Origin of the sequence: Tautonia plasticadhaerens (genome assembly GCF_007752535.1) — a bacterium.
Lineage (GTDB): Bacteria > Planctomycetota > Planctomycetia > Isosphaerales > Isosphaeraceae > Tautonia > Tautonia plasticadhaerens.
Window position 1 is genome coordinate 77467 of the sequence record NZ_CP036428.1, and the last position, 19429, is coordinate 96895.

The following is a 19429-nucleotide window of genomic DNA, read 5'->3' on the forward strand; positions in this document are numbered from 1 at the left end:
CCGGCCCACGGGGGCTCGTCACAACCGGGCGAGCGCGGACCGGGTGTGGCGGATGGCTACCGCGCCGCCGCCCGCCGGCGTCGGCCGCTGAGCAGGTAGATCTCGGATCGGACCTCGGTCAGCGGGTCGCCGGCCGGATCGATGCCGTCCACTCGCGGGACCGGGTCGAAGATGATCTTCCGGTTCTCCGGGGCGAGCTCGTCGATCCGTTCTGTGAAGGCGAGGGCCCCGAACTCGGCCAGCTCGCGGGTTTCCGGCCACACGGCCGTCGCGTCGTCCACCACGTCGCCCGGCCCGGCTAGCTGGACGACGACCCGGAACCGGACCGGCCCCTTCGACAACCGCTCCGACATCTCGGCCGCCAGGAAGTCGGCCGTCTTCCCGGCCGCCTGCTCGGGGGTCAGGAACTCCGTCCCCGCTCCCGGCAGCAGGCGGAACCGGCCGAACCGGCTGACCCCGGCGGCGCCGGTGAACTTGAAGGCCGTGACGGCGAAGTACGCCTGCCGGGCGTAGCTCGCCGGGATCGGCTTCGGAGCCTCGACGAACGCCTTCGCCGCCGGGTGGGTCTCGAGGAACGTGTATGGCCTTGAGGTTCTCTGGATGGGGACTTGATCGTAGTCACGCCGCCGCCTGGACGCCACCGACGAGGTCCCGCCGCACCTGGCTCGGTGTCCGGTGACCATGGCGGCGGATCACCCACCGCTCGTTGTACGTCCTCTTGAACTCACCCAACGCCTCGGCCAACTCCACCACCGTGGCGAACGACCTCACCCGGAGCAACTGCTCCTTCAGCGTGCGGACGAATCGCTCGGCGCAGCCGTTGCCCTCCGGTTCCCGCACGAAGCTCGGCGAGCTGGCCATGCCGAGGAAGGTCAGCTCCCGCTGGAAGTCGTCGCTCATGTAGGCGCTGCCGTGGTCGTGGCGGATCGCCAGGCCACGGGCGATGCCCCGGTCGAAGCCGCCGAAGTGCTCCCGCACCCCCTGGCGCAGCGGCTCCAGCGCCTCGAAACGCTCGCCTCGCTCGGCCACGTGGAGGCCGACGCACTCGCAGGTGCAGTGGTCGACGGCCACGAAGACGTGGACCAGGCCCTCGCCGGTGGTGACCGTCGTGGTCATGTCCGTGCCCCACATCGAGTCCGGCTCCTCGGTCGTGATGGTGCCGTCGTGGGCCTTCGGCCCGTGCGGGTGGCCGCCCCGGCGGGGGGCCTGGAGGCGGTGCTCCCGCATCAGCCTCCGCACTCGCTCGGAGGCCGTGCGGATGCCCTGATGCCGCAGGCGGGCCCAGACCTTGCGGTAGCCCTCGCCGGTGAACGGCGACTCGGCCAGGACCCGACGGATGTGGCCGACCAGCTCCTCGCCGGTGCCGGCCCCGACCGGCCCCCGCTTGTGCGGCACCGGCCGTTGCTCCGGCGGCACGGCCTCCCGGGCCTTGAGGTAGTAGGCGGTCGAGCGGGCGATCCCGAAGATGCGGCAGACCCGCTGCATGCCGTATCGCTTGCCGGTGCCGGGGGAGGCGGAGCGGGCTAACTGCTCCGCCTCCTCGCGACAAAAGGGCGGCCGCTCTCCAGGTGCTGGCACTTCTGCCCCAGCAGCTCATTGTCCATGGTGAGCTGGCCGACCTTCGCCTGGAGGCGGGCGATCACCTCGTCCCGGTCGTCGGTCGGTCGGCTCTTCAGGGCCGCCGTGCCGCCGTCGAGGAAGCCCTCCCGCCAGGAGGAGAGCGTGGCGGCGGTGACGCCCAGCTCCCGGGAGAGGGAGTCGAGGTCCTCGCCCCGGAGCAGCCGGAGGACGGACTCGGTCTTCCGCCTGGCGGAGAACCGGCCACGATCCTGGGAGTCGGTCTTGGTGCTCTTCTTGGTCATCTCGGGCACTCCTTCCAGGGCCATTATGGCCCATGAGAGTGTCCAGAGAAGCCCTCAGGCTAAGGAAACGCGGCGAGCGGCGGCGGATTCGGGCCGCCCGGCCCGCTGTCGGCGACGGCCGCGAGGGACTCCAGGAACTCTTCCCCGGTCCGGACGGCGAACCCGTTGTGGGAGTGGGCGACGATGTCCGTATGGACGTGCTCGCCCAGATGAAACCGGACTGCCATCCCCTGCGGGCTGGACGCCTTCGGGTCGTTGTCGGCCGCGGTCGGGACCAGGGCGCTCAACGAAAACCGGACGGTGACCGGGATGGCCGGCCGGAGCGCATTGGGCGCCCGGTCAGGTCCGCGACGCCGGGGGCGGGGGAGAAGGTCCCGGCGTACATGGTGCCCCTGGCGTGAGCCGGGCGGAACCCGGCGTGGACGCCGCCGGCCAGGCGGTCGAGGACGGCGAGCAGCCCGGGGATGAGTGTGGCGGACATGATCAATCTTCCGGTTCGGGGTTGCGGGGTATCGGCCCCGGGATTCCTGCGACTTCAAGGTCCGGTTACTGCATGGCGGCCACCGCCTCGTCCGTGGTGAGGACGGCGCCGGCGATGAACCCGTAGTTGATGAGTGCGGCCTGGTAGCCGTCCCCAAGCGTTGGGTGCCGGGGGGCGGCGGTGGCGTCCTTCACCACGGCCACCTCGAACCCCTGCTCGATCAGCTCCCGCAGGTGGCTCTCGACGCACAGGTTGGCCAGCATCCCAGCCAGCACGACCTTGGCGACCTTCCGCTTGCGGAGCTGGAACACGAGGTCGTTGGTCTGCGGACCCCATGCCTTGTGCGGGCCGGCCACGACCGTCTGGCCGTCCTCGATGAACGGCCGGAAGCGGGTGAGCCAATCGGCTCCGGCCTCGGCAGGGCTGAGCTGGTCGGGGCGGAAGAATTCCTTGCTATCCAGCATCATCTGTTCGACCGGTCCGCGGAACCGCCACCCCTGGTCGTGCGGGTAGAGGTAGTGCGGGGAGACGAACACCCCGTAACCGTGCCGCTTGGCGGCCCGGAACAGCCGGTCGAGGTTCTCGATGGTGTGGTTCTCGCGGACGCTGTCGCCGACCAGCGGCCAGGAGACGCCGGTCTCGCTCAGCACGTCGTTCTGCGGGTCGATGACGACCAGGGCGGTGTCGCTCCTCGTGATGTCCATGGCTCGGCTCCTCACTTTGGGTTGGGTGAGCGTTGGGCTGGGGTTTTGCTTTCAATCGCTCGACCTCGGCCTCCAGCTCGGTGATCCGGGATTGAAGCTTCTCGACCACCGGGGCGATCTGCCGCTCGCTGAACCGCCGCTGAATGTGCTGCGGGCAGTTCACGTCCCACGCGGCGACGGTGAAGACGATGGCCCGCTCCACCTTGCCCGGGTAGGCCGGGTCGGCCAGTCGAGCGAGCAACCCCGGGTCGTCCTCGACCACCCGGGCGGTACCCCATACCTTCACGCGCCGGCGGTTCGCGTAGTCCATCAGAAACAGGAAGGCCTTCGGGTTCTCCGACAGGTTCCCGACCGTGAGGTACTGCCGATTCCCGCCGAAGTCGGCGAACGCCAGGGTGTGCTCGTCGAGCACCTTCAGGAATCCGGGCGGACCGCCGCGGTGCTGGACGTAGGGCTGGCCGTCGGCCGTGGCGGTCGCCAGGTAGAATATGTCCAGGCCGGCGACATACCCGGCCAGCTTGGGGGTGATGGTGGTCTCCCTCCCGTCTCCATGCTCCATCCGGGCGTAGCCCCGCCGCGAGCCCTTACGCGTCTGCACCGACTTAACCGCCGGGGTGAAGGCCACGCCACTCGGGAAAGTCGTCATGGTCAGGCCCTCCGAGGTAAGCGTCGTGGGGCGGGCGGCTTCCTCTGGATCGTGCGCGGTCCTCCCCCGTCCTCGCAGGCAACGGCCCGCGGGTCACCAGGTCACCGGCGTCGGGGGACGGATTGGGGTCAGGCGACCGCCGGCTCGGCGTGCAGCGGGGCAACGGCGGGGAAGTCGAGGTCGGTGCCGGCGGCGATGTTGAAGTAGTCGGTGAACACATGCAGCGCGACGTTCGCGACCACCTCGGTGATCGTCCCGTCGTCCCATCCCGCCGCCCAGACGGCAGCCAGATCGGCGTCGGTCACCCGCCCGCGGACCTCCAATACCCGGCGGGCGAACCGGACCAACGTGTCCGCCTTCCGGTCCACGGCCGTGCCGAGCCGGGCGTCGCGGACCTCCTCGGCGGTCAGGCCAACCATCCGGCCGACGGCCGAATGCGCCGCCAGGCAGTAGTCGCACCCGTAGGGCTGGGCGACCACCAGGGCGATCTGCTCGCGGACCCTGGCCGGCAGGGCCCCCTTGCCCAGGGCCCCGCTGGGCTGCAGGTAGCCGTCCAGGGCGGCCGGGGAGTTGGCCATCGCCCGGGTCATGTTCGGGACGAGGCCGAACTTGTGCTTGACCGCGTCGAGCAGTTCCCGGGCCCGGCCGGACGCAGACTCGGGTGAAATCTGAGTGAGACGTGCCACGATCGATGCTTCCTTTAGTCAGCGTTCGATTCCCCATCGCCGATTCCGATGCGGGTTGCGAAGGAGTCAATTCACGCCCCATGCCATCCGGTTTTGGATTCTGCAAGTCATTGATTTGCAAAGGCTTGCGAGAATATACTGTCTTCCAGGGGACTTGCGGAATCTCGTCGAATAACGATTCTTCGTAAGCAGGTCCCGAAATATCGTGAAGCGAGTGATGACCTTGGAATCCACCACGCCGCTCTTCGCCGATCCCAGACGGCTCCTCCTGGAGATGGCGCGCGAGCACGCCCTGCCGGACTTGCTCCGCCTGGTCGTCGACCGGCTGGCCGAGTCCCCGCGCGTCGCCCTAGCCCGGGTCTGGCTGATCCGGCGCTCCGAGGACTGCGGCGGCTGCGTGCTGCCGGACGAGTGCCGCAAACCGCTCGGCGTGCCTGCACCTGGTCGCCAGCGCCGGCCGGTCGGCCGTCGACCCGGAGGTGGAGTGGGACCGGCTGGACGGCGCCTTCCGCCGCTTCCCGCTGGGGGTGCGGAAGATCGGGCGGATCGCGGCCACGGGCGAGCCGATCGAGGCGCTCGACCTGCTGCCCGACCCGCCCGACTGGGCCGCCGACCCGGCCTGGATGCGGGCCGAGGGCGTGGCCGGGTTCGGGGCCAGCCGCTGGTCCATCGCGGCGAGGTGCTGGGGGTGCTCAGCGTCTTCGCCCGCGGGGCGGTCGGGCCGGACTGCATGGACTGGTTGCGGGCCATCGCCGACGCCGCCGCCGCCGCCATCGCCACCGCGCGGGCCTTCGAGCGGATCGCGGAGCTGTCGCGGCGGCTGGAGCAGGAGAACGAGTACCTGCGCGAGGAGGTCACGCGGGCCGGCGCCTTCGGCGAGCTGATCGGCCGCGGCCCGGCCCTGGAGGCCCTCGCCCGGCAGATCGACCTGGTGGCGCCGACCGATGCAGCCGTGCTCATCCTCGTCGAGAGCGGCAGGGGCAAGGAGCTGGTCGCCCGCGAGGTCCACCGACGGAGCGACCGATCGGCACGGCCGCTGATCAAAGTCAACTGCGCGGCGGTGCCCCGCGAGCTGTACGAGAGCGAGTTCTTCGGCCACGCCCGCGGGGCGTTCACGGGGGCGCTGCGCGACCGGGCCGGGCGGTTCGAGCTGGCCGACGGCGGGACGTTGTTCCTCGACGAGGTGGGCGAGATCCCCCCGGAGCTGCAGGCCAAGCTGCTGCGGGTGCTCCAGGAGGGGGAGCTGGAGCGCGTCGGCGAGGAGCGGACCCGGCAGGTCGACGTGCGGCTGATCGCCGCGACCAACCGCGACCTGCGGGCGGAGGCCGAGGCCGGGCGGTTCCGCCAGGACCTGTACTTCCGGCTAAGCGTCTTCCCGATCGAGCTGCCGCCGCTGCGGCGCCGCGTGGAGGACATCCCGGTGCTGGCCGAGCACTTCCTCGCGCTGGCCGCCCGCAAGCTCGGCAGGCCGAAGCCGCGGCTAACGCTGGCGGACGCCCAGCGGCTCCAGCGGTACCGATGGCCCGGGAACGTCCGGGAGTTGCAGCACGTCATCGAACGGGCCGTCATCCTCGCCGAGGGGGGCCGCCTGGTGATCGAGCTGCCCGCCGATCCCTCAGCGGCATCGCCCCAGCCCCGGCCGGCGCCCCCCCGGGACCACGACGACCGGGTGCTGACCGACGCCGAGGTACGCCGGCTGGAGGCGGACAACATCCGCGCGGCGCTGCGGCGGGCGGCGGGCAAGGTGTCGGGCCCCGGGGGGGCGGCCGAGCTGCTCGGGATCAGGCCGACCACCCTCGCGTCCCGGATCAAGTCCTTGGGCCTCTAGGGCCGGCCGGCAGGGGCGATGGGACGCCGGTCGGAGAGTGACTGCGATCCCGTGGCCGCACGTCTCGAACTCCTCGCGCGCTCCCCACCGCATGGGTCGCCGCGATCGTCGGCGCCGATGCCCGCGAGACCGCGCTTGCCAGTGTGGTCGACCGAATGAAGGCAGTCCAAGTCCTGTTGGCGGCTGCGTCATTTGGGGCAAAGGACGCAGACTCTGGGCCCTCTGCCTCCGAGGGCCGGGCTGAATCCCCCTGGCCGCCGCCGGATCGGCCGACTCCCCGACCGATGAGGAGCCGTCCTCCCGCGAGGCGGCCGGCGGCCCGGCCCGCCGGCCGGACCCTCAGATCCCGGCATGGATCGCCGGCCGCCGGCCCGCCTCAGGCTCCGCCTGCCTCAGCACCTCGCGCGTCACCGGCGCGATGTCCCCACGACCCGACAGCACGTACCGGATCAGGTACAGCAGCGGGTTGCCCTCCGTCCAGTTGAAGTACGCGTGCGGCCGGCTCCCCGTCGCGTCGCGCAGGTACAGCAGCAGCGCCGCGATCGCGTTGGGGATCGCCGTCGCCTCGGCCCGCAGCACCCGGTGCCCCCCCACCTCCACGCCCCGCACCGCCAGCACGCCCGAGAAGTCCGACGGGTCGCGGACGTAGACCTCCAGGAACAGCACCGCCTGCTCGGGCGGGATCAGGAAGTCCTCGCGCGTCTCCCGCTCCTTCCGCTCGTACTCGGCGAAGTCGCGCTCGTCGGGGTGGTTGGCGATCAGGTGCACCTCGCCCCCGTGGCCCGCCCCCTCGATGTACCTCCGGGCCGCCTCGTCCAGCTCCACCCGGTCGACCCGCAGCTCCAGCGTCCGCCACAGCCGCGAGGCCAGCGACACGGCCACGATGGCGGCGATGAAGCACGCGGCGATCCGCACGCCGTCGGGCCGCTCGACGACGTTGGCCGCCGTGGTATAGGCGAAGACCAGCGCGATGGCCGCGTACGCCGCCCCCGCGGCCCGGGCCCGCCGCCGCCAGGCCGAGAGCGTCACGGCCACGGCCGCCGAGGTCATCAGGACCAGCACCCCGGTGGCGTACGCCCCGCCCTGGGCGTCCACGTCGGCCCGGAAGATCAGCGTGATGACGAAGGCCACCGCCGTGTAGATCAGCACCAGGGGGCGCGCCGCACGGGCCCACTCCGGCGCCATGCCGAAGCGCGGCAGGTAGCGCGGCACGATGTTGATCAGCCCGGCCATCGCCGAGGCGCCGGCGAACCAGAGGATCAGGATCGTCGCCAGGTCGTAGAGCGTGCCGAAGGCCTCGCCCAGGTCGCGGTGGGCCAGGTAGGCCAGCGCCCGGCCGTTGGCCCGGCCCCCCGGCTCGAACTCGGCGTGCGGGATCAGCAGCGTGGTGACCAGGCTGCTGCTCAGGAGGAAGACGCTCATGATCGTCGCCGCGGCCAGCAGCAGCCGGCGGGTGTTGCGGACCCGCCCCTCGGGCCGCTCCTCGGTGTCCGTGGCGTCGCCGCGGACCAGGGGCATGACGGCCACGCCGGTCTCGAAGCCGGACAGCCCCAGGGCCAACTTGGGGAACAGCAGCAGGGCGACGCCGAGCATCATCAGCGGGTTGCCGTGGTGCTGCGTCACCAGGGCCGCCCGCCAATCGTCGACGGCCTGGGGGCGCGCCGCGATCCGGGCCAGGCCGTCGCCGATGACGACGGCGTTGAGCAGCAGGTAGGCCGCCACCAGGGCCACCGCCAGGCCGATGGCCTCGGAGAAGCCCTTGAGGAAGACCGCCCCCAGCAGGGCGATCAGGGCCAGCGTGACGGCGACCTCGTGGCCGTGGAGGCGGTCGTGGAGGTAGGGGTTCTCGACGAGGTGGGCGGTGGCGTCGGCGGCCGACAGCGTGATGGTGATGATGAAGTCGGTGGCGACGAAGCCCAGCAGGGCCAGGACGAAGAGCTTGCCCTGCCACCAGCGGAGCAGCCGCTCGAGCATGGCGATCGAGCCCTCGCCGTGCGGGCTCTCGCGCGCCACGCGGCCGTAGATCGGCAGGGCGCCGAGGAGCGTCAGCAGGACCAGGATCAGGGTGGCGAGGGGCGAGAGGGCGCCGGCGGCCAGGGCGGCGATGCCGGGCTGGTAGCCGAGGGTGGAGAAGTAGTCGACGCCGGTCAGGCACATGACGCGCCACCAGGGGTGGGGGCGGGGCGTCGCCTCCCCGGCCTCCGGCCCGGCCACCTCGCGGGTGTGGCCCGCCAGCAGCCAGCGGAGCAGGGGGCCGGCCGGGCGTCGATCGGGCCGCGGCCGGGGGGCGAGGGTCTGGGCCATGGGCGGGGCTCCCCGGCGGGCAAGCGGGCCGGGGCGGCCGCGGCACCGCCCCGGTGCCGTCGGCCGCCCCGGCGCCGTCCGGCGATTCGCCGATGGTACTGCGGCGCTCGCCCGGACGCTATCGACGGGGGCTCCGGGCGGGGGCATGATGGTGCGGGCCGGCTGCCCGACGGCGCGGGCAGCGGCGCGGGCGCGGCTCAAGAGGGACGACGATGGACGCGACATCGCGGCGGGCCGAGCCGGCCGGCGTGGCCACGACCGGCGAGCGACTCCGGCTGCTGGCCCTCGCCGCCCTCACCGCCGCCCTGCTCGGCCTCTGCGCCCTGCTGGCCGCCCCGCTGGTGCCGGCCCTGACCTGGGGCGTCGCCCTGGCCATCCTCGCCTGGCCGATGCACCGCCGACTCGCCCGACGCCTCGACCGCCCGGGCCTGGCCGCCGCCCTGAGCACGGCGGCCGTCGTGGCCGCCGTCCTGGGGCCGGGGACGCTCATCGGCGTCCGGCTCGCCCGCGAGGCGACCGCCCTCGCCCAGCGGCTGGACGCGCCGGCCGGCGGCGACACGCGGCCGGCGGCCGATGCCCCCGGCCCGGGCCGCCTCTCCGGGCGGCTCGAGCGCCTCGTCGCCGCCGCCCGCGCCGAGGCCGGCCGCTGGCTCCGCTCCTCCACCCGCGAGGCCGCCGCCCTGGCCCGCGGGTCGGCCGCGGCGGTCGTCCAGGCCCTGGTGGCGGTGTTCGTCCTCTACTACCTCCTGCGCGACCGCGCCGCGGCCCTGGACGCCCTGCGCCGCCTGCTGCCGCTGGCACGCGACGAGGCCGACCTGCTGGTGACCCGCGCCGCCGACTCGGTCCACGCCAACCTCTACGCCGCGGTCGTCACCGGCCTGGTCATCGCCGCCAGCGGCGGCCTGCTGTTCTGGGCCCTGGGCCTGCCGGCCCCGCTGCTGTGGGCCACGGTCATGTTCCTGCTGAGCGTCCTGCCCGTGGTCGGGCCGGTCGCCGTCTGGGCCCCGGCCGCGGCCTACCTGGCCGCCTCGGGCCGCTGGCTGGCGGCGGCGGCCCTGGTCGGCTGGGGGGTGGCGACGGCGGTGCTGGTGACCAACCTGCTCTACGCCCGGCTGCTCGGGGATCGGCTGCGGATGCACGACGTGCCGACGCTGATCAGCTTCCTGGGCGGGCTGGCGGCCTTCGGCATCTCGGGGATGGTGCTGGGGCCGGCGATCCTGGCCGTGACGGCGGCGATGCTGGAGATCTGGAGGCGGCGGCTGGCCGGCGGGGGCGGATCGGGGCGTGTCGCGGTCCTCGACGGGGCCGGCGGGCCGGTGTCGCCGGAGGCCGACGCGCGTTGAAGTGCCCCGCCTGCGGATGCAGGCGTGCCGGCTTGTCATTCCCCAAATCTTGGTAGCATGGTCGAAGCTTCTCCTCCGCGCTCTCGTCCCCTTGGTGAGGAGGCCCGGCGATGGAGCGGCCGATTCCCCCCGAACCTGAGCCGACCCGTTGGGCCTCGGCCCACTTCGCGGGGGCCGACCTCGCCGATGTCCGCCGCGTCCGCAGGGTCGTCCGGATCGCCGGGGCCTGGGCCGACCGGCCCGGTCGCAGCATCCCGGCTCCGTTCGAGGACCGCTACGACATCAAGGCGGCCTACCACCTGTTCGACCACGCCGACGCCACCCCCGAGCGCCTCCAGGCCGGGCACCGCGGGCTCGTGGCCGAGGCCCTTCGACAGCGGGGGACCTCCCTGCTGATCGAGGACACGACCGTCATCTCCTACCCCGGCCGCCGGCCGGTCCCCGGCCTGGGTACGGTCGGCTACTCCGGGCGGGGCCAGACGGGATTCCACCTGCACACCGTCCTGGCGGCCCGTTGGCCGGGGCAGGTCCGCCCCGACGCGCACGGCCGGCGGCCCGCCCTGGAGGTCCTCGGCCTGGCCGACCAGCAGTCCGACGTCCGAGCACCCTTGCCGGCCGGCACGACCCGCCGTCGGCCGCCGGCCCGCAAGCCGACCGACCCGCCTACTGAACGGTGCGCAAAGAAGGTCAAGTTCCCCCGATCTCCAACCCGGCCTGAGCGAAGAAGGCTCGGACCAGATGTGACTTCTGGCGTAGGCGTCCGACGGCGAGGTGGAACTGCTCGTGCAACTCCTCCAGGTCTCGACATACGAGATTTCGCATCTCCACGTTCTTCAGGTGATGCCAGCCCCCCTCGTCCCACGGGTTGAGGTCAGGGGCGTACCCCGGAAGCGCTTCCAGCCAGACCCGGCCGCCCGTGCCCGACACGAAGTCCTTGACCGCAGCACGACGGTGGATGGGCGAGCCGTCCCCGATCACCAGCAGCCGCTCCCCCGCGACGCGGAGCAGGTGGATCAGGAACTCGACGCTGTGCAGCCCATTCAGCGACTCCTGCCGCACCAGCGTGTAGACCTTGCCTGTGGGCGTCAGCCCGCCCATGACGGACAGGTGGTCGCGCGTCACCTTCTCGCGGAGCACCGGCGTCAGCCCCTCGGGGGCGTAGGTCCGGACCAGGCCCGGCAGCAGGTAGAACCCCGCCTCGTCCACGAGGACCGGCACTCGACGCTCGCGTCTCGCCCGCCGTCGCAGTGCCGGCCAGCTCTCGTCCCGCCAGCGGCGGATGGCCTCCTCATCTCGCTGGATCGCTCGCCGGATCGGCACCTGGGGCGTCCAGCCCAACTCGCTGAGCAACCGCCCGACGTGGGCCTTGTGGTAGCGGACGCCGAACTCCTCCTCGATGACGAGGGCGATTCGGGCACGGGTCCAGACCTGGCCGCGGAAGCCGTAGGCCTCCTGCCCATGCCAGAGGAACTCGGGGATCAGCCGCTTCTGGACGCCCGAGAGCTTGGACGGATGGCCGGGCGCGGGGTGCGAGCGCAGCGCCTCTCGGCCGCCGTGTCGGGCACGGGCGAGCCAGCGGCTGATCGTCTCCTCGGAGGCGTCCAGGGCCTCAGCGATGACGCGCTGGCGCCCGCCCTGTTGCTTCAGGTCCAACGCCCGCAACCTCCGCCACTCACGCCAATCATGAGGGATGAAGTTCGAGGCTTCCATCCCCTGATTCTACCGGAACGAAAACTTGACCGCCTTTGCGCACCGGTCAGTAAGGGCATCTCACGAGGGTATCCAGGGGACCCTCGACCAGTATCTAATTTCTATGGTTCATGCAAGCTTCTTTTGCAATCCGCCGGAAGCAAAGGTCGTGGGACCGAACCTCGAAGACGACATCGAGCTGGCCTGGTATATGCGCTATATCCTTAACTTGGACTATATGGAGGGATTTACGCCCGGCAATAGAATGCCATTCGCGAATGATGATGGGTCGACTACGGTACGTGTCCCTTACACAAGGTCACCGTCCGACAAGTACTATGCGTCCCATAAGAATATTAAGTACGACGATGCGGGTGCCAAGATCGCGGAGAGGATCGAGGAGTTGTTCGACAAGAAGTTTAAAAAAAGGTTCTTCAAGGAGTCGAGGTGGCACGACGTCGGCTCCGACGAAGTCACGAGAGAGACGCTCAAGCGGGCCGAGCGCGTGCTGGCATCTCTGCAAAAGGATACGGCAACGCAAATTGAAGATCATATTGGTATTATCAGATCCAAGAAGCCCAGGTAACAACTGTCAATGGACCCGAACCCTCACGAGGTTGGTCCAGAGGTAGCGAAGCTGTCGCCGGGTACCAGCAATCCGCATCTCTTGAAAATCTCGGGGGCCTCGAGCGGGAGGGCCGCTCGTCGCCTGGAAGACGAGACACTCCTGAATTCGACCATTCTCGGGAGAGTCCCCGGCGTTCAGCACGGCGAAACGCGGGGTTGTGACCCATCCGCCGACCTCTCCCGAGCATCGTTTTCGGGAAAGTCGCCAGAAGGCTCTCGGTGACAGCTTCGTTACCTCCGGGCCTAACTGCCGCTTCCTGGCAGCTTGGCAGTGTCGGATGGTCGGTCCTCAGTCGTCCAGCGCCCTATCCCCAGAATCTGGTTGATCGACTGCGTCAATGGGGGCAGAAAGTGCAGCCGATCACTGGAAGTGTCGGGAGGGCACCTTCCCGCGGCAGCCGGCCGGATCGTCCCGGGCGGCTCAACGCCGGGGCGGCGGCTCCGCCTATCCGCCCGCGGGCCCTTCCTTCAGGTGGGCACGCACCGCTCGACGCCAGTGCTCCGGCTCCCGACGGATCTCCCCCAGGAACCGCCGCGCCAGCGGGCTCGGACCCCGCTTCCCCTGCTCCCACGCCCGCACCGTGCTCGGGCTCACCCCCAGGAACTCCGCGAACACCGACTGGCTCAGACCCAGCTCCGCCCGCGCCGCTCGTGCCTCCGCCGGGCCGACCTCCGGCGGCGGCTCCACCCCCAGCCGGTATGTCCGCACGGTCACCGCCGACGCCCCCGGGCCCTCCGACCGCAACGCCTCGATCCCCTCGCGCAGCGCCGCCACCAGCCGCGTCCCCGCCGTCGGCCCGCTCGACCCCGACGTCTTCCCCGGCCTCGGGGCGGATCGCCTCCTGGGCCCGGACGCCTCCTTCGCCTTCGACCCGCCGCCCCGGCTCATCTGCCCCTCCCCGGCCGACCTCGGCCGCCGCCGAACTTCCTCGACACCACCTCGTCCAGCTCGCCCAGCAGCGTCGCCACCTCCTTGCGTTCGGCCGCGCTGAGGTTGGCCTTCTCCCCCTTGCCGAAGGCCAGGATCAGGACCACCACCCCGAAGCGGCTGTAGTAGGCGTAGCCGACGCGATAGGCCCCGCTCTTGCCCCGGGCCTCGCGGGCGGGGACGAAGCGGAGCTTGCGCGCCCGGCATGGGGATCGGGCCAGCCGGGTCCGCCATGATCAGCAGCTCCAGCTCGCGCAGCGCCTCCTCATCGAGCCCCAGGTCACGCCAGGCGCGCTCGAAGGCGGGGAGGACGACGAAGTGCAGCAGCCGTTCCAGCTCCGGTCCCGCCACGCCGCCCTCCGGGCCTCCGCCGATCGACCGGCGGATTGCAGTACTGAGTGCCACGCCTCGGCAATCAGGGACGACGATGGCTCGGTCGGCCGACGAGGCCGACGGGAGGCGCAGCGAGGCCCATCTTCGGTGCCGATGACGCAGTGGCCCGGGGGCTGCCCCATGGGCCTTGGAGCGCATCTCGTGATGGTTTCGTCAGTTCGGACGCCGTTTCGCCGGGATGGGGGACCGTGGTCGTGAGGAAGAGGCCCTCGATCCACCGAGAGTGACCGGTGCGGAGGCCGGGAGCCCGCGGTTTTTCCGCGGTCCAACTACAAGTGCGTGACTGGGGGCGGATCACGCAGCCGCACTTGCGGGCGATCCGATCATTCTCCGGGCGGGGCACGTATGGGGATGCTGCGCCCTCAGATGACGTAGTCCGACGCGGTTGGCTCGGCGGCGAGGAACACCTTCAGCGCTCGGGGCGTCACGAAGACGTCGTCGCCCGGCACCAGGGCGAGATCCGCGTGGCGGTCGCGACCGAGCTGGACCAGGACGTCGGTGCCGTCGGGAAGCTCGACCTCCAGGCGGACGTGGCCACCGAGCGGGACGAGCCGGCGAACCTTGCCGGGCCAGCAGGGGTGGCCGTTGCGATGGCGATCGACGTCGAGGTCGTGCGGCCGGACGTAGACGGACACCAGGCCGTCGGCCTCGGTCGTGGAGTGGGGCACGACGGCCCCGTTGTCCAGCACGGCGACGCCTCCCCGGCTGCGGTCTCGCAACACGTTGACCGTGCCGAGGAACTCCGCGACGAAGGGCGAGGCCGGCCGCTCGTAAAGCTCCTGCGGCGGGCCCATCTGCTCGACCCGGCCGCCGCGAAGGACGATCACCTGGTCGGCCACCTCGAAGGCCTCCTGCTGGTCGTGCGTGACGAAGAGGCTCGTCACTTGGACCTCGTCGTGCAGGCGACGGAGCCAGGAGCGGAGCTCGTCGCGGACCCGGGCATCCAGGGCGCCGAACGGCTCGTCGAGCAGCAGGACCTTCGGCCTGGGGGCGAGCGCGCGGGCCAGCGCGACACGTTGCCGCTGGCCGCCGGAGAGCTGCGACGGGTAGCGGCCGGCGTATCCGGACATCTGGATCAGTTCCAGCAACTCGTCGACCCGCTCGGCGACATCGGGCCGGGGGAGCTTCTGGACCTCCAGGCCGAAGGCGATGTTCTGGCGGACGGTCATGTGCCGGAACAGGGCATAGTGCTGGAAGACGAAGCCGACGCCCCGCCGCTGCACGGGCAGGGCGGTGGCGTCCTCGCCGGTCAGCTCCACGCCGCCGCCATCGGCCGAATCCAGCCCCGCGATGATCCTGAGGATCGTGCTCTTGCCCGAGCCCGATGGCCCGAGCAGGGCCACGAGTTGCCCGGCCGGCACCGCGAACGAGACGTTGTCGACGGCCCGGAACGAGCCGAAGTGTTTCGAGAGATCACGGACCAGGATGCCCACTTCAGTCTCCTCCTCGATCGACCACCGGGCCCGGCTCGGCTCGCGGCGGAGTTCGGATGCGGTCAGGACGCTCATGGGCTATCCCTCCTCGCGAGCGGCGAGCCGCTTGCGGATCAGTTCCATCCCCACCAGCAGGACGAAGGACATGATCGCCAGGATCAGGCTGGCGGCGTAGGCCCCCTCGGGCCGGAAGCTCTCGACCCCGTCGTGGATGTAGAGCGTGGCCGTCTGGGTGCGGCCGATCAGGTTGCCGGAGACGACCATCAAGGCGCCGAACTCGCCGAGCGAGCGGGCGATGGTCAGTGTCACGCCGTAAGCCAGGCCCCACCGGATCGACGGCAATGTGACGCGCCAGAAGGTGGTCCAGCGGTCGGCCCCGAGGATCGCGGCGGCCTCCTCCTGATCGATCCCGAACTCGCGGAGCACCGGGACGATCTCGCGGACGACGAAGGGGAGCGTCACGAAGGTCGTCGCGAGGATCATCCCCGGAAGGGCGTAGACGACCCGGACGCCGCCGGCCTCGAACCAACGGCCGAGCCATCCGTCCGGGCCGTAGAGCACGACCAGCATCAGCCCGGCGACCACCGGAGAGACCGCGAAGGGCAAGTCGACCAGACCATCGGCCACGCTCCGCCCCCAGAAGCGATGCCGGACCAGGACGATCGCGAAGCCGACGCCGAAGACGGTGTTCACCGCCGTTGCCGCCGCGGCGATCCCCAGCGACAGCCCGAACGCCCGCAGGACCTCGGCCGAGCCGAGCGCCTCGACGAACGGCTTCCAGCCACCGGCAAGAACCTGCTTGACCAGCGCGCCGGCCGGGACCAGCACGAGCAGGGCGAACCAGCCCAGGACGACGGCGATGAGCAGCCAGCGGCCCAGGGGCATCCTCGCCGACCGTGATCGGATCGAGGGGACCGCGACGAGCCGAGGGGTTGACGCCTCAGTGGCCATGTCCGGCCCCCTTCCCGCGCTGGATCAGGTTCAGGACGATGAGGATCCCGAGCGAGCTGGCCAGCAGGACGACCGAGACGACCATCGCCCCGTGGACGTTGCCTCCCTCGATCTCGCCGAAGATGTAGAGGGGCGCCGTCTTCGTCTCCATCGGCTTGTTGCCGGCCGCGAGCACGACGCTGCCGAACTCGCCCAGGGCCCGGCTGAAGGACAGGGCCGATCCGGTGACGATCGCCGGCCAGAGGGAGGGCAGGGTCACGCGGAAGAAGGTCCGGATCGGGCCGGCGCCGAGCGTCGCGGCGGCCTCCTCCTCCGCCCGGTCGATCTCCAGCAGGACCGGCTGCACGCTTCGGACGACGAACGGGTAGCTGACGAACAGGAGCGCAAGGATGATCCCCGGCTTCTCGTAGATCACCGACCAGCCGAAGCGGCCGAGGATCGCCCCGGCGGCACTGTTCGGCCCGTAGAGGACGACCAGCATCACCCCCGTGACGACCGTCGGCACGGCGAAGGGCAGGTCGATCAGGGCGTTGACCAGGCCCTTGCCGGGGAACTCGTAACGGACGAGGACCCATGCGGTGGCCGTGCCCATGACCGCGTTGACGACGACCATCGCCGCGGCGGTGAGGAACGTCAGCTTCAGCGCGTGCAGCGCAAACGGGTCGCTCAGCGCCGCCAGGAACTCCGAGGCCCCCGGCCGAGCGGCCTGCGCGGCGAGGGCGAGCAGGGGGAGTGCGACCATCAGGCCGAGATACGACAGCGTCGCGCCCCGCAGCAGCAGGCGACCCGGATCGGGAGCGACGGCGGGGGAGGATCGGGCCATGGCCTCAACGCCTCCCGGCCTGGGCCGTGAAGATCGACGTCCAGAGCCCCTTCGGCCCGTAGACCTCCTCCTCGACCGTCTCCCATCCGCCGAGGCCGGCCATGGAGAAAAGCCCCGGAGGCAGCGTCTCGCCGACGGTCGCCGAGACGCCTTCGGACGCCGGGCGGAAGCCGTAGTCGGCCAGGATGGCCTGGCCTCGTCCCGACCGGAGGAACGCGAGGAACGCCTCGGCCAGCTCGCGGTTGCCGTGCTGATCGACCGACCGATCGACGATCACGGCGGGCCCCTCGATCCGCAGTGTCGCCGGGGGAACGACGTAAGGGATCTCGAGCCCCTCGCGTTTCCTCAGGAGCAGTTCATTCTCGTAGGTGACGACCGCGTCGCCGGTGCCGCGCTCGAAGTTGGCCATGCTCTGGCGACCGGACGGGTCCATGTTGACCACGTTGGCCTGGACCTTCGCCAGCAGGTCGCGGATGGCGTCCTCGTCAGCCTGGCCGCCGTTGGCTTCGCGGGAGGCGAGCAGTGCCGAGCCGTAGATGGCGTTGATGTTCCAGCGGGCGCCGCCGGAGGTCTTCGGATCAGGGTAAAGCACGCCGATCCCGGGGCGAGCGAGGTCGGCCCAGTCCCGGATGTCCTTCGGGTTGCCGGGGCGGACGCCGATGACGACCAGGCTGTTGGTGATGATGCCGCCGTCGGGGCCCTCGTCCCAGTCGGGACGGACGCGGCCGGCTTCCACGAGGAGGTCGATGTCCCCGATGTGGGAGAGCACGGCCACGTCGGCGTCGAACCCGGCTGCGATCGCGCGGGCCTGGGCACCGGAGGCGTTGTACGACTCCTCGAACCGGACGTTGCGGCCAGTCTTCTCCTTCCACTCGGCGGAGAAGGCGGGGAGGATCCCCTCGTGGAAGACCTCGCGGACGACCGAGTAGGCGCCGAGCTTCAGGGTGTCGGTGCTCGGGTCCTCGGCCGTGCCGCATCCCTGGGCAACCAGGGAAGTCAGGGCGAGGGCCGCGGTCCCGAATCGTTTGATCGCATTAAGCGGCATGGATTGTATTCCTGGCTTGCGGAACGGAGTCGGCCCGGGATCGCCGCCGGGTCGGGGCGACCCCGAGCCGATTGGACCGTGATCGGTCGTCTCCGGGGCCCGACTCAGTACTGGTCCGCCGAGAGCACCTCGCCGCCGTGGCGGGTCACCAGGGCGGCGAAGGTCCGGATGCCGACCGTCTCCTTGATGAACCGGACCGAGCCGTCGCCGAGCAGGAAGTTCGCCCCGCGGGGGTGGAAGGCGAAGGCCTCGGAGGTGCCATCGGTGCCGTAGTACGGGTGGGGGAACTGGTCGCCGCCGACGTCCTCGCCGTTGGTGCAATTCAGCGGGCAGGGCCCGGGAAGCGGCGTGCCGCCGGCCGAGGAGCCGTCGACGCTGAAGTCGCTGGCCGGCCGCGACCAGCCCCCCGCATTGACCCGGTGCGCCACCAGGTCGGCGGAGATCTGGTTGCCCCCCTTGCGGTAGAGGTAGGGCCGCCCGGCCGACTCGGCGATCATGATCGTGTTGGAGAGTCCATCCTTCACGTCGGCGAAGCGGGGCTTCTCGTTCTTGACCATGATCCCCTTGCCATCGATGCCGACGAGCCCGGCGCTCACCAGCCGAGGATCGACGCCGATGGTCGGCGAGTAGTCGGTGGGCGTGCAGATGTTGGCGACGAACGGGGTGATCTCGGGGATGCCGTCGAGCCGGTCCGGGTCCGGCGAGGTCGGGCAGAGGAAGGTGTTGATCCGGGTCAGGACCGTCGTGGAGTTCTCGCGGGCCCCCCAGGAGTAGTCGAAATTCATGCTGTCGTAGACCGGGCGCTGCTCCATGAATTGCAGCAGCAGGGTCATGCCGGCGATGCGGGGCTTGGGCGTCAGGCCCGGCGGCCGGACACTGGAGGGGAGCTGGCCGTTGACGTCGTGGAAGTTGTGCGCGGCGATGCCAAGCTGCTTCAGGTTGTTGACGCACTGGGCGCGGCGGGCGGCCTCGCGGGCACTCTGCACGGCCGGGAGCAGGAGGGCGATCAGGATGCCGATGATCGCAATGACCACCAGCAGCTCGATCAGGGTGAACCCGGAACTCTTGGGCGAATTCTGTCGCATCGTTTGTTCTTTCAGATCCTGGCGGGGAGGGATGGAATGGCAGGTTCGAGGCCGCAATCCTCAGCGGCGTCGCGTCACATCGATCTGGAACTCGGCGGGCGGGTTCTCGCCCTCGACCACGGTGACCTTCAGCGGCGTGGACTCGGGCCGCCCATATTCGGCGGGCACGACGTTCGGGCCGGCGACGGCCTCAGCCCCGTTGTGGATGAGCTTGCGCCACTCGACGGTGACCGCGTAGTCGCCGGCCGGGGCGCCGTCGGACTCGTCGAAGGTGGTCAGATCGAACGATCCGTCCGATCGGACCTGTGCCGCCGGTCGCCCCGCCTCGGCAGGCACCGATCCCGAGGTCGGGTGGAAAACGAGGAACGCCCCGGCGGCGGGCTCTCCCCCGACGACGACCCGCCCGCTGACCGGGTAGGTTGCCTCGCCATCGCCCGACGAACACCCGGCAACACCCAGCCCGACACAGACGGCGAGCGCCTGAAACCACCGCCCCCGGCAACTCGAGAGGCCGCTCCGAGTCAATCCCGGGCCCGGATCGCGCTGCTCGTTCGTCTCGATCTTCACGGTCTCATGTTCCTCGATTCCGATGACGAGGCCG

The 19429-nt window shown here is 70.9% G+C and carries 17 protein-coding genes and 4 pseudogenes; 4 read left to right on the plus strand and 17 right to left on the minus strand.

Features of this window, described 5'->3' with window-relative positions; all coding sequences use genetic code 11:
- Positions 1 to 56: 56 nt before the first annotated feature.
- The 7 genes and pseudogenes from ElP_RS35900 to ElP_RS35925 form a co-directional block, all read right to left on the minus strand.
- On the minus strand, positions 57 to 641 hold the full coding sequence (locus ElP_RS35900) for a catalase (RefSeq protein ID WP_231749920.1): 585 nt from the start codon (positions 639 to 641) through the stop codon (positions 57 to 59).
- Positions 619 to 1862: pseudogene (locus ElP_RS35905) on the minus strand (IS3 family transposase). Before ElP_RS35905 ends, ElP_RS35900 begins: the two are co-directional and overlap by 23 nt.
- 59 nt (positions 1863 to 1921) lie before the next feature.
- Positions 1922 to 2149, minus strand: coding sequence for a catalase family protein (locus ElP_RS39125; protein WP_197447192.1), 228 nt, complete (start codon positions 2147 to 2149; stop codon positions 1922 to 1924).
- Positions 2146 to 2343 carry a hypothetical protein gene (locus ElP_RS39130; protein WP_197447193.1) on the minus strand — a complete coding sequence of 66 codons (198 nt, stop codon included), beginning with the start codon at positions 2341 to 2343 and terminating at the stop codon, positions 2146 to 2148. The genes ElP_RS39125 and ElP_RS39130 overlap by 4 nt, the downstream gene beginning before the upstream one ends.
- 65 nt (positions 2344 to 2408) lie before the next feature.
- Positions 2409 to 3047: a cysteine hydrolase gene (locus ElP_RS35915; RefSeq protein WP_145279641.1), complete on the minus strand. Its 639-nt coding sequence runs from the start codon at positions 3045 to 3047 to the stop codon at positions 2409 to 2411.
- A gap of 43 nt (positions 3048 to 3090) precedes the next feature.
- Positions 3091 to 3693 (minus strand): annotated as a pseudogene (locus tag ElP_RS35920) (pyridoxamine 5'-phosphate oxidase family protein); the annotation flags it as partial.
- A 128-nt stretch (positions 3694 to 3821) separates the two neighbouring features.
- Positions 3822 to 4379 (minus strand): carboxymuconolactone decarboxylase family protein, encoded by a 558-nt coding sequence (locus tag ElP_RS35925; protein WP_145279642.1) that lies wholly within the window; start codon positions 4377 to 4379, stop codon positions 3822 to 3824.
- 217 nt (positions 4380 to 4596) lie between these two features.
- Between ElP_RS35925 and ElP_RS35930 the strand changes: the two are divergent.
- Positions 4597 to 6207 (plus strand): annotated as a pseudogene (locus tag ElP_RS35930) (sigma 54-interacting transcriptional regulator).
- Between the two features lie 339 nt (positions 6208 to 6546).
- Here ElP_RS35930 and ElP_RS35935 read toward each other — a convergent pair.
- The gene (locus ElP_RS35935) at positions 6547 to 8511 is read right to left on the minus strand and encodes an amino acid transporter (RefSeq protein WP_145279643.1); all 1965 of its coding nucleotides are present in this window, start codon (positions 8509 to 8511) and stop codon (positions 6547 to 6549) included.
- A 212-nt stretch (positions 8512 to 8723) separates the two neighbouring features.
- On the opposite strand from ElP_RS35935, the gene ElP_RS35940 reads away from it, so the two are divergent.
- Together ElP_RS35940 and ElP_RS41555 are read left to right on the plus strand one after the other, a co-directional pair.
- Positions 8724 to 9854: an AI-2E family transporter gene (locus tag ElP_RS35940; RefSeq protein WP_145279644.1), complete on the plus strand. Its 1131-nt coding sequence runs from the start codon at positions 8724 to 8726 to the stop codon at positions 9852 to 9854.
- 110 nt (positions 9855 to 9964) lie between these two features.
- Positions 9965 to 10723 carry an IS4/Tn5 family transposase DNA-binding protein gene (locus ElP_RS41555; protein ID WP_145279645.1) on the plus strand — a complete coding sequence of 253 codons (759 nt, stop codon included), beginning with the start codon at positions 9965 to 9967 and terminating at the stop codon, positions 10721 to 10723.
- Here ElP_RS41555 and ElP_RS35950 read toward each other — a convergent pair.
- A pseudogene (locus ElP_RS35950) lies at positions 10641 to 11564 on the minus strand (IS630 family transposase); the annotation flags it as partial. The gene ElP_RS41555 and the pseudogene ElP_RS35950 overlap by 83 nt on opposite strands.
- Positions 11565 to 11712: 148 nt before the next feature.
- Between ElP_RS35950 and ElP_RS35955 the strand changes: the two are divergent.
- The gene (locus ElP_RS35955; RefSeq protein ID WP_145279646.1) at positions 11713 to 12129 is read left to right on the plus strand and encodes a hypothetical protein; all 417 of its coding nucleotides are present in this window, start codon (positions 11713 to 11715) and stop codon (positions 12127 to 12129) included.
- A gap of 486 nt (positions 12130 to 12615) precedes the next feature.
- Here the strand turns inward: ElP_RS35955 and ElP_RS35960 are convergent, their stop codons facing one another.
- From ElP_RS35960 to ElP_RS35990, 8 genes are all read right to left on the minus strand, one after another.
- Complete coding sequence (locus ElP_RS35960) at positions 12616 to 13059, minus strand: helix-turn-helix domain-containing protein (RefSeq protein WP_197447194.1); 444 nt, start codon at positions 13057 to 13059, stop codon at positions 12616 to 12618.
- Entirely contained in the window at positions 13056 to 13208 is a 153-nt protein-coding gene (locus ElP_RS39135) for a hypothetical protein (protein WP_197447195.1), read from the minus strand. Before ElP_RS39135 ends, ElP_RS35960 begins: the two co-directional genes overlap by 4 nt.
- Before the next feature lie 645 nt (positions 13209 to 13853).
- Positions 13854 to 14924: a sulfate/molybdate ABC transporter ATP-binding protein gene (locus ElP_RS35965; protein ID WP_145279686.1), complete on the minus strand. Its 1071-nt coding sequence runs from the start codon at positions 14922 to 14924 to the stop codon at positions 13854 to 13856.
- Positions 14925 to 15002: 78 nt separating this feature from the next.
- The gene (locus tag ElP_RS35970) at positions 15003 to 15875 is read right to left on the minus strand and encodes a sulfate ABC transporter permease (protein ID WP_145279647.1); all 873 of its coding nucleotides are present in this window, start codon (positions 15873 to 15875) and stop codon (positions 15003 to 15005) included.
- Positions 15865 to 16698, minus strand: coding sequence for a sulfate ABC transporter permease subunit CysT (gene cysT, locus ElP_RS35975; protein WP_145279648.1), 834 nt, complete (start codon positions 16696 to 16698; stop codon positions 15865 to 15867). Before cysT ends, ElP_RS35970 begins: the two co-directional genes overlap by 11 nt.
- 4 nt (positions 16699 to 16702) lie before the next feature.
- Positions 16703 to 17743 carry a sulfate ABC transporter substrate-binding protein gene (locus ElP_RS35980; RefSeq protein WP_145279649.1) on the minus strand — a complete coding sequence of 347 codons (1041 nt, stop codon included), beginning with the start codon at positions 17741 to 17743 and terminating at the stop codon, positions 16703 to 16705.
- A 104-nt stretch (positions 17744 to 17847) separates the two neighbouring features.
- A complete protein-coding gene (locus ElP_RS35985) occupies positions 17848 to 18828 on the minus strand; it encodes a DUF1559 domain-containing protein (protein WP_145279650.1) in 981 nt (326 codons plus the stop codon).
- Between the two features lie 60 nt (positions 18829 to 18888).
- The gene (locus ElP_RS35990; protein ID WP_145279651.1) at positions 18889 to 19395 is read right to left on the minus strand and encodes a hypothetical protein; all 507 of its coding nucleotides are present in this window, start codon (positions 19393 to 19395) and stop codon (positions 18889 to 18891) included.
- Positions 19396 to 19429 lie beyond the last annotated feature (34 nt).

Coding starts and splice junctions, on each gene's coding strand:
- ElP_RS39130 (WP_197447193.1), bottom strand. CDS start 2,343: ATGTCCGCCACACTCATCCCCGGGCTGCTCGCCGTCCTCGACCGCCTG.
- ElP_RS35915 (WP_145279641.1), bottom strand. CDS start 3,047: ATGGACATCACGAGGAGCGACACCGCCCTGGTCGTCATCGACCCGCAG.
- ElP_RS35935 (WP_145279643.1), bottom strand. CDS start 8,511: ATGGCCCAGACCCTCGCCCCCCGGCCGCGGCCCGATCGACGCCCGGCC.
- ElP_RS35940 (WP_145279644.1), top strand. CDS start 8,724: ATGGACGCGACATCGCGGCGGGCCGAGCCGGCCGGCGTGGCCACGACC.
- ElP_RS41555 (WP_145279645.1), top strand. CDS start 9,965: ATGGAGCGGCCGATTCCCCCCGAACCTGAGCCGACCCGTTGGGCCTCG.
- ElP_RS35960 (WP_197447194.1), bottom strand. CDS start 13,059: ATGAGCCGGGGCGGCGGGTCGAAGGCGAAGGAGGCGTCCGGGCCCAGG.
- ElP_RS35970 (WP_145279647.1), bottom strand. CDS start 15,875: ATGGCCACTGAGGCGTCAACCCCTCGGCTCGTCGCGGTCCCCTCGATC.
- cysT (WP_145279648.1), bottom strand. CDS start 16,698: ATGGCCCGATCCTCCCCCGCCGTCGCTCCCGATCCGGGTCGCCTGCTG.
- ElP_RS35980 (WP_145279649.1), bottom strand. CDS start 17,743: ATGCCGCTTAATGCGATCAAACGATTCGGGACCGCGGCCCTCGCCCTG.
- ElP_RS35985 (WP_145279650.1), bottom strand. CDS start 18,828: ATGCGACAGAATTCGCCCAAGAGTTCCGGGTTCACCCTGATCGAGCTG.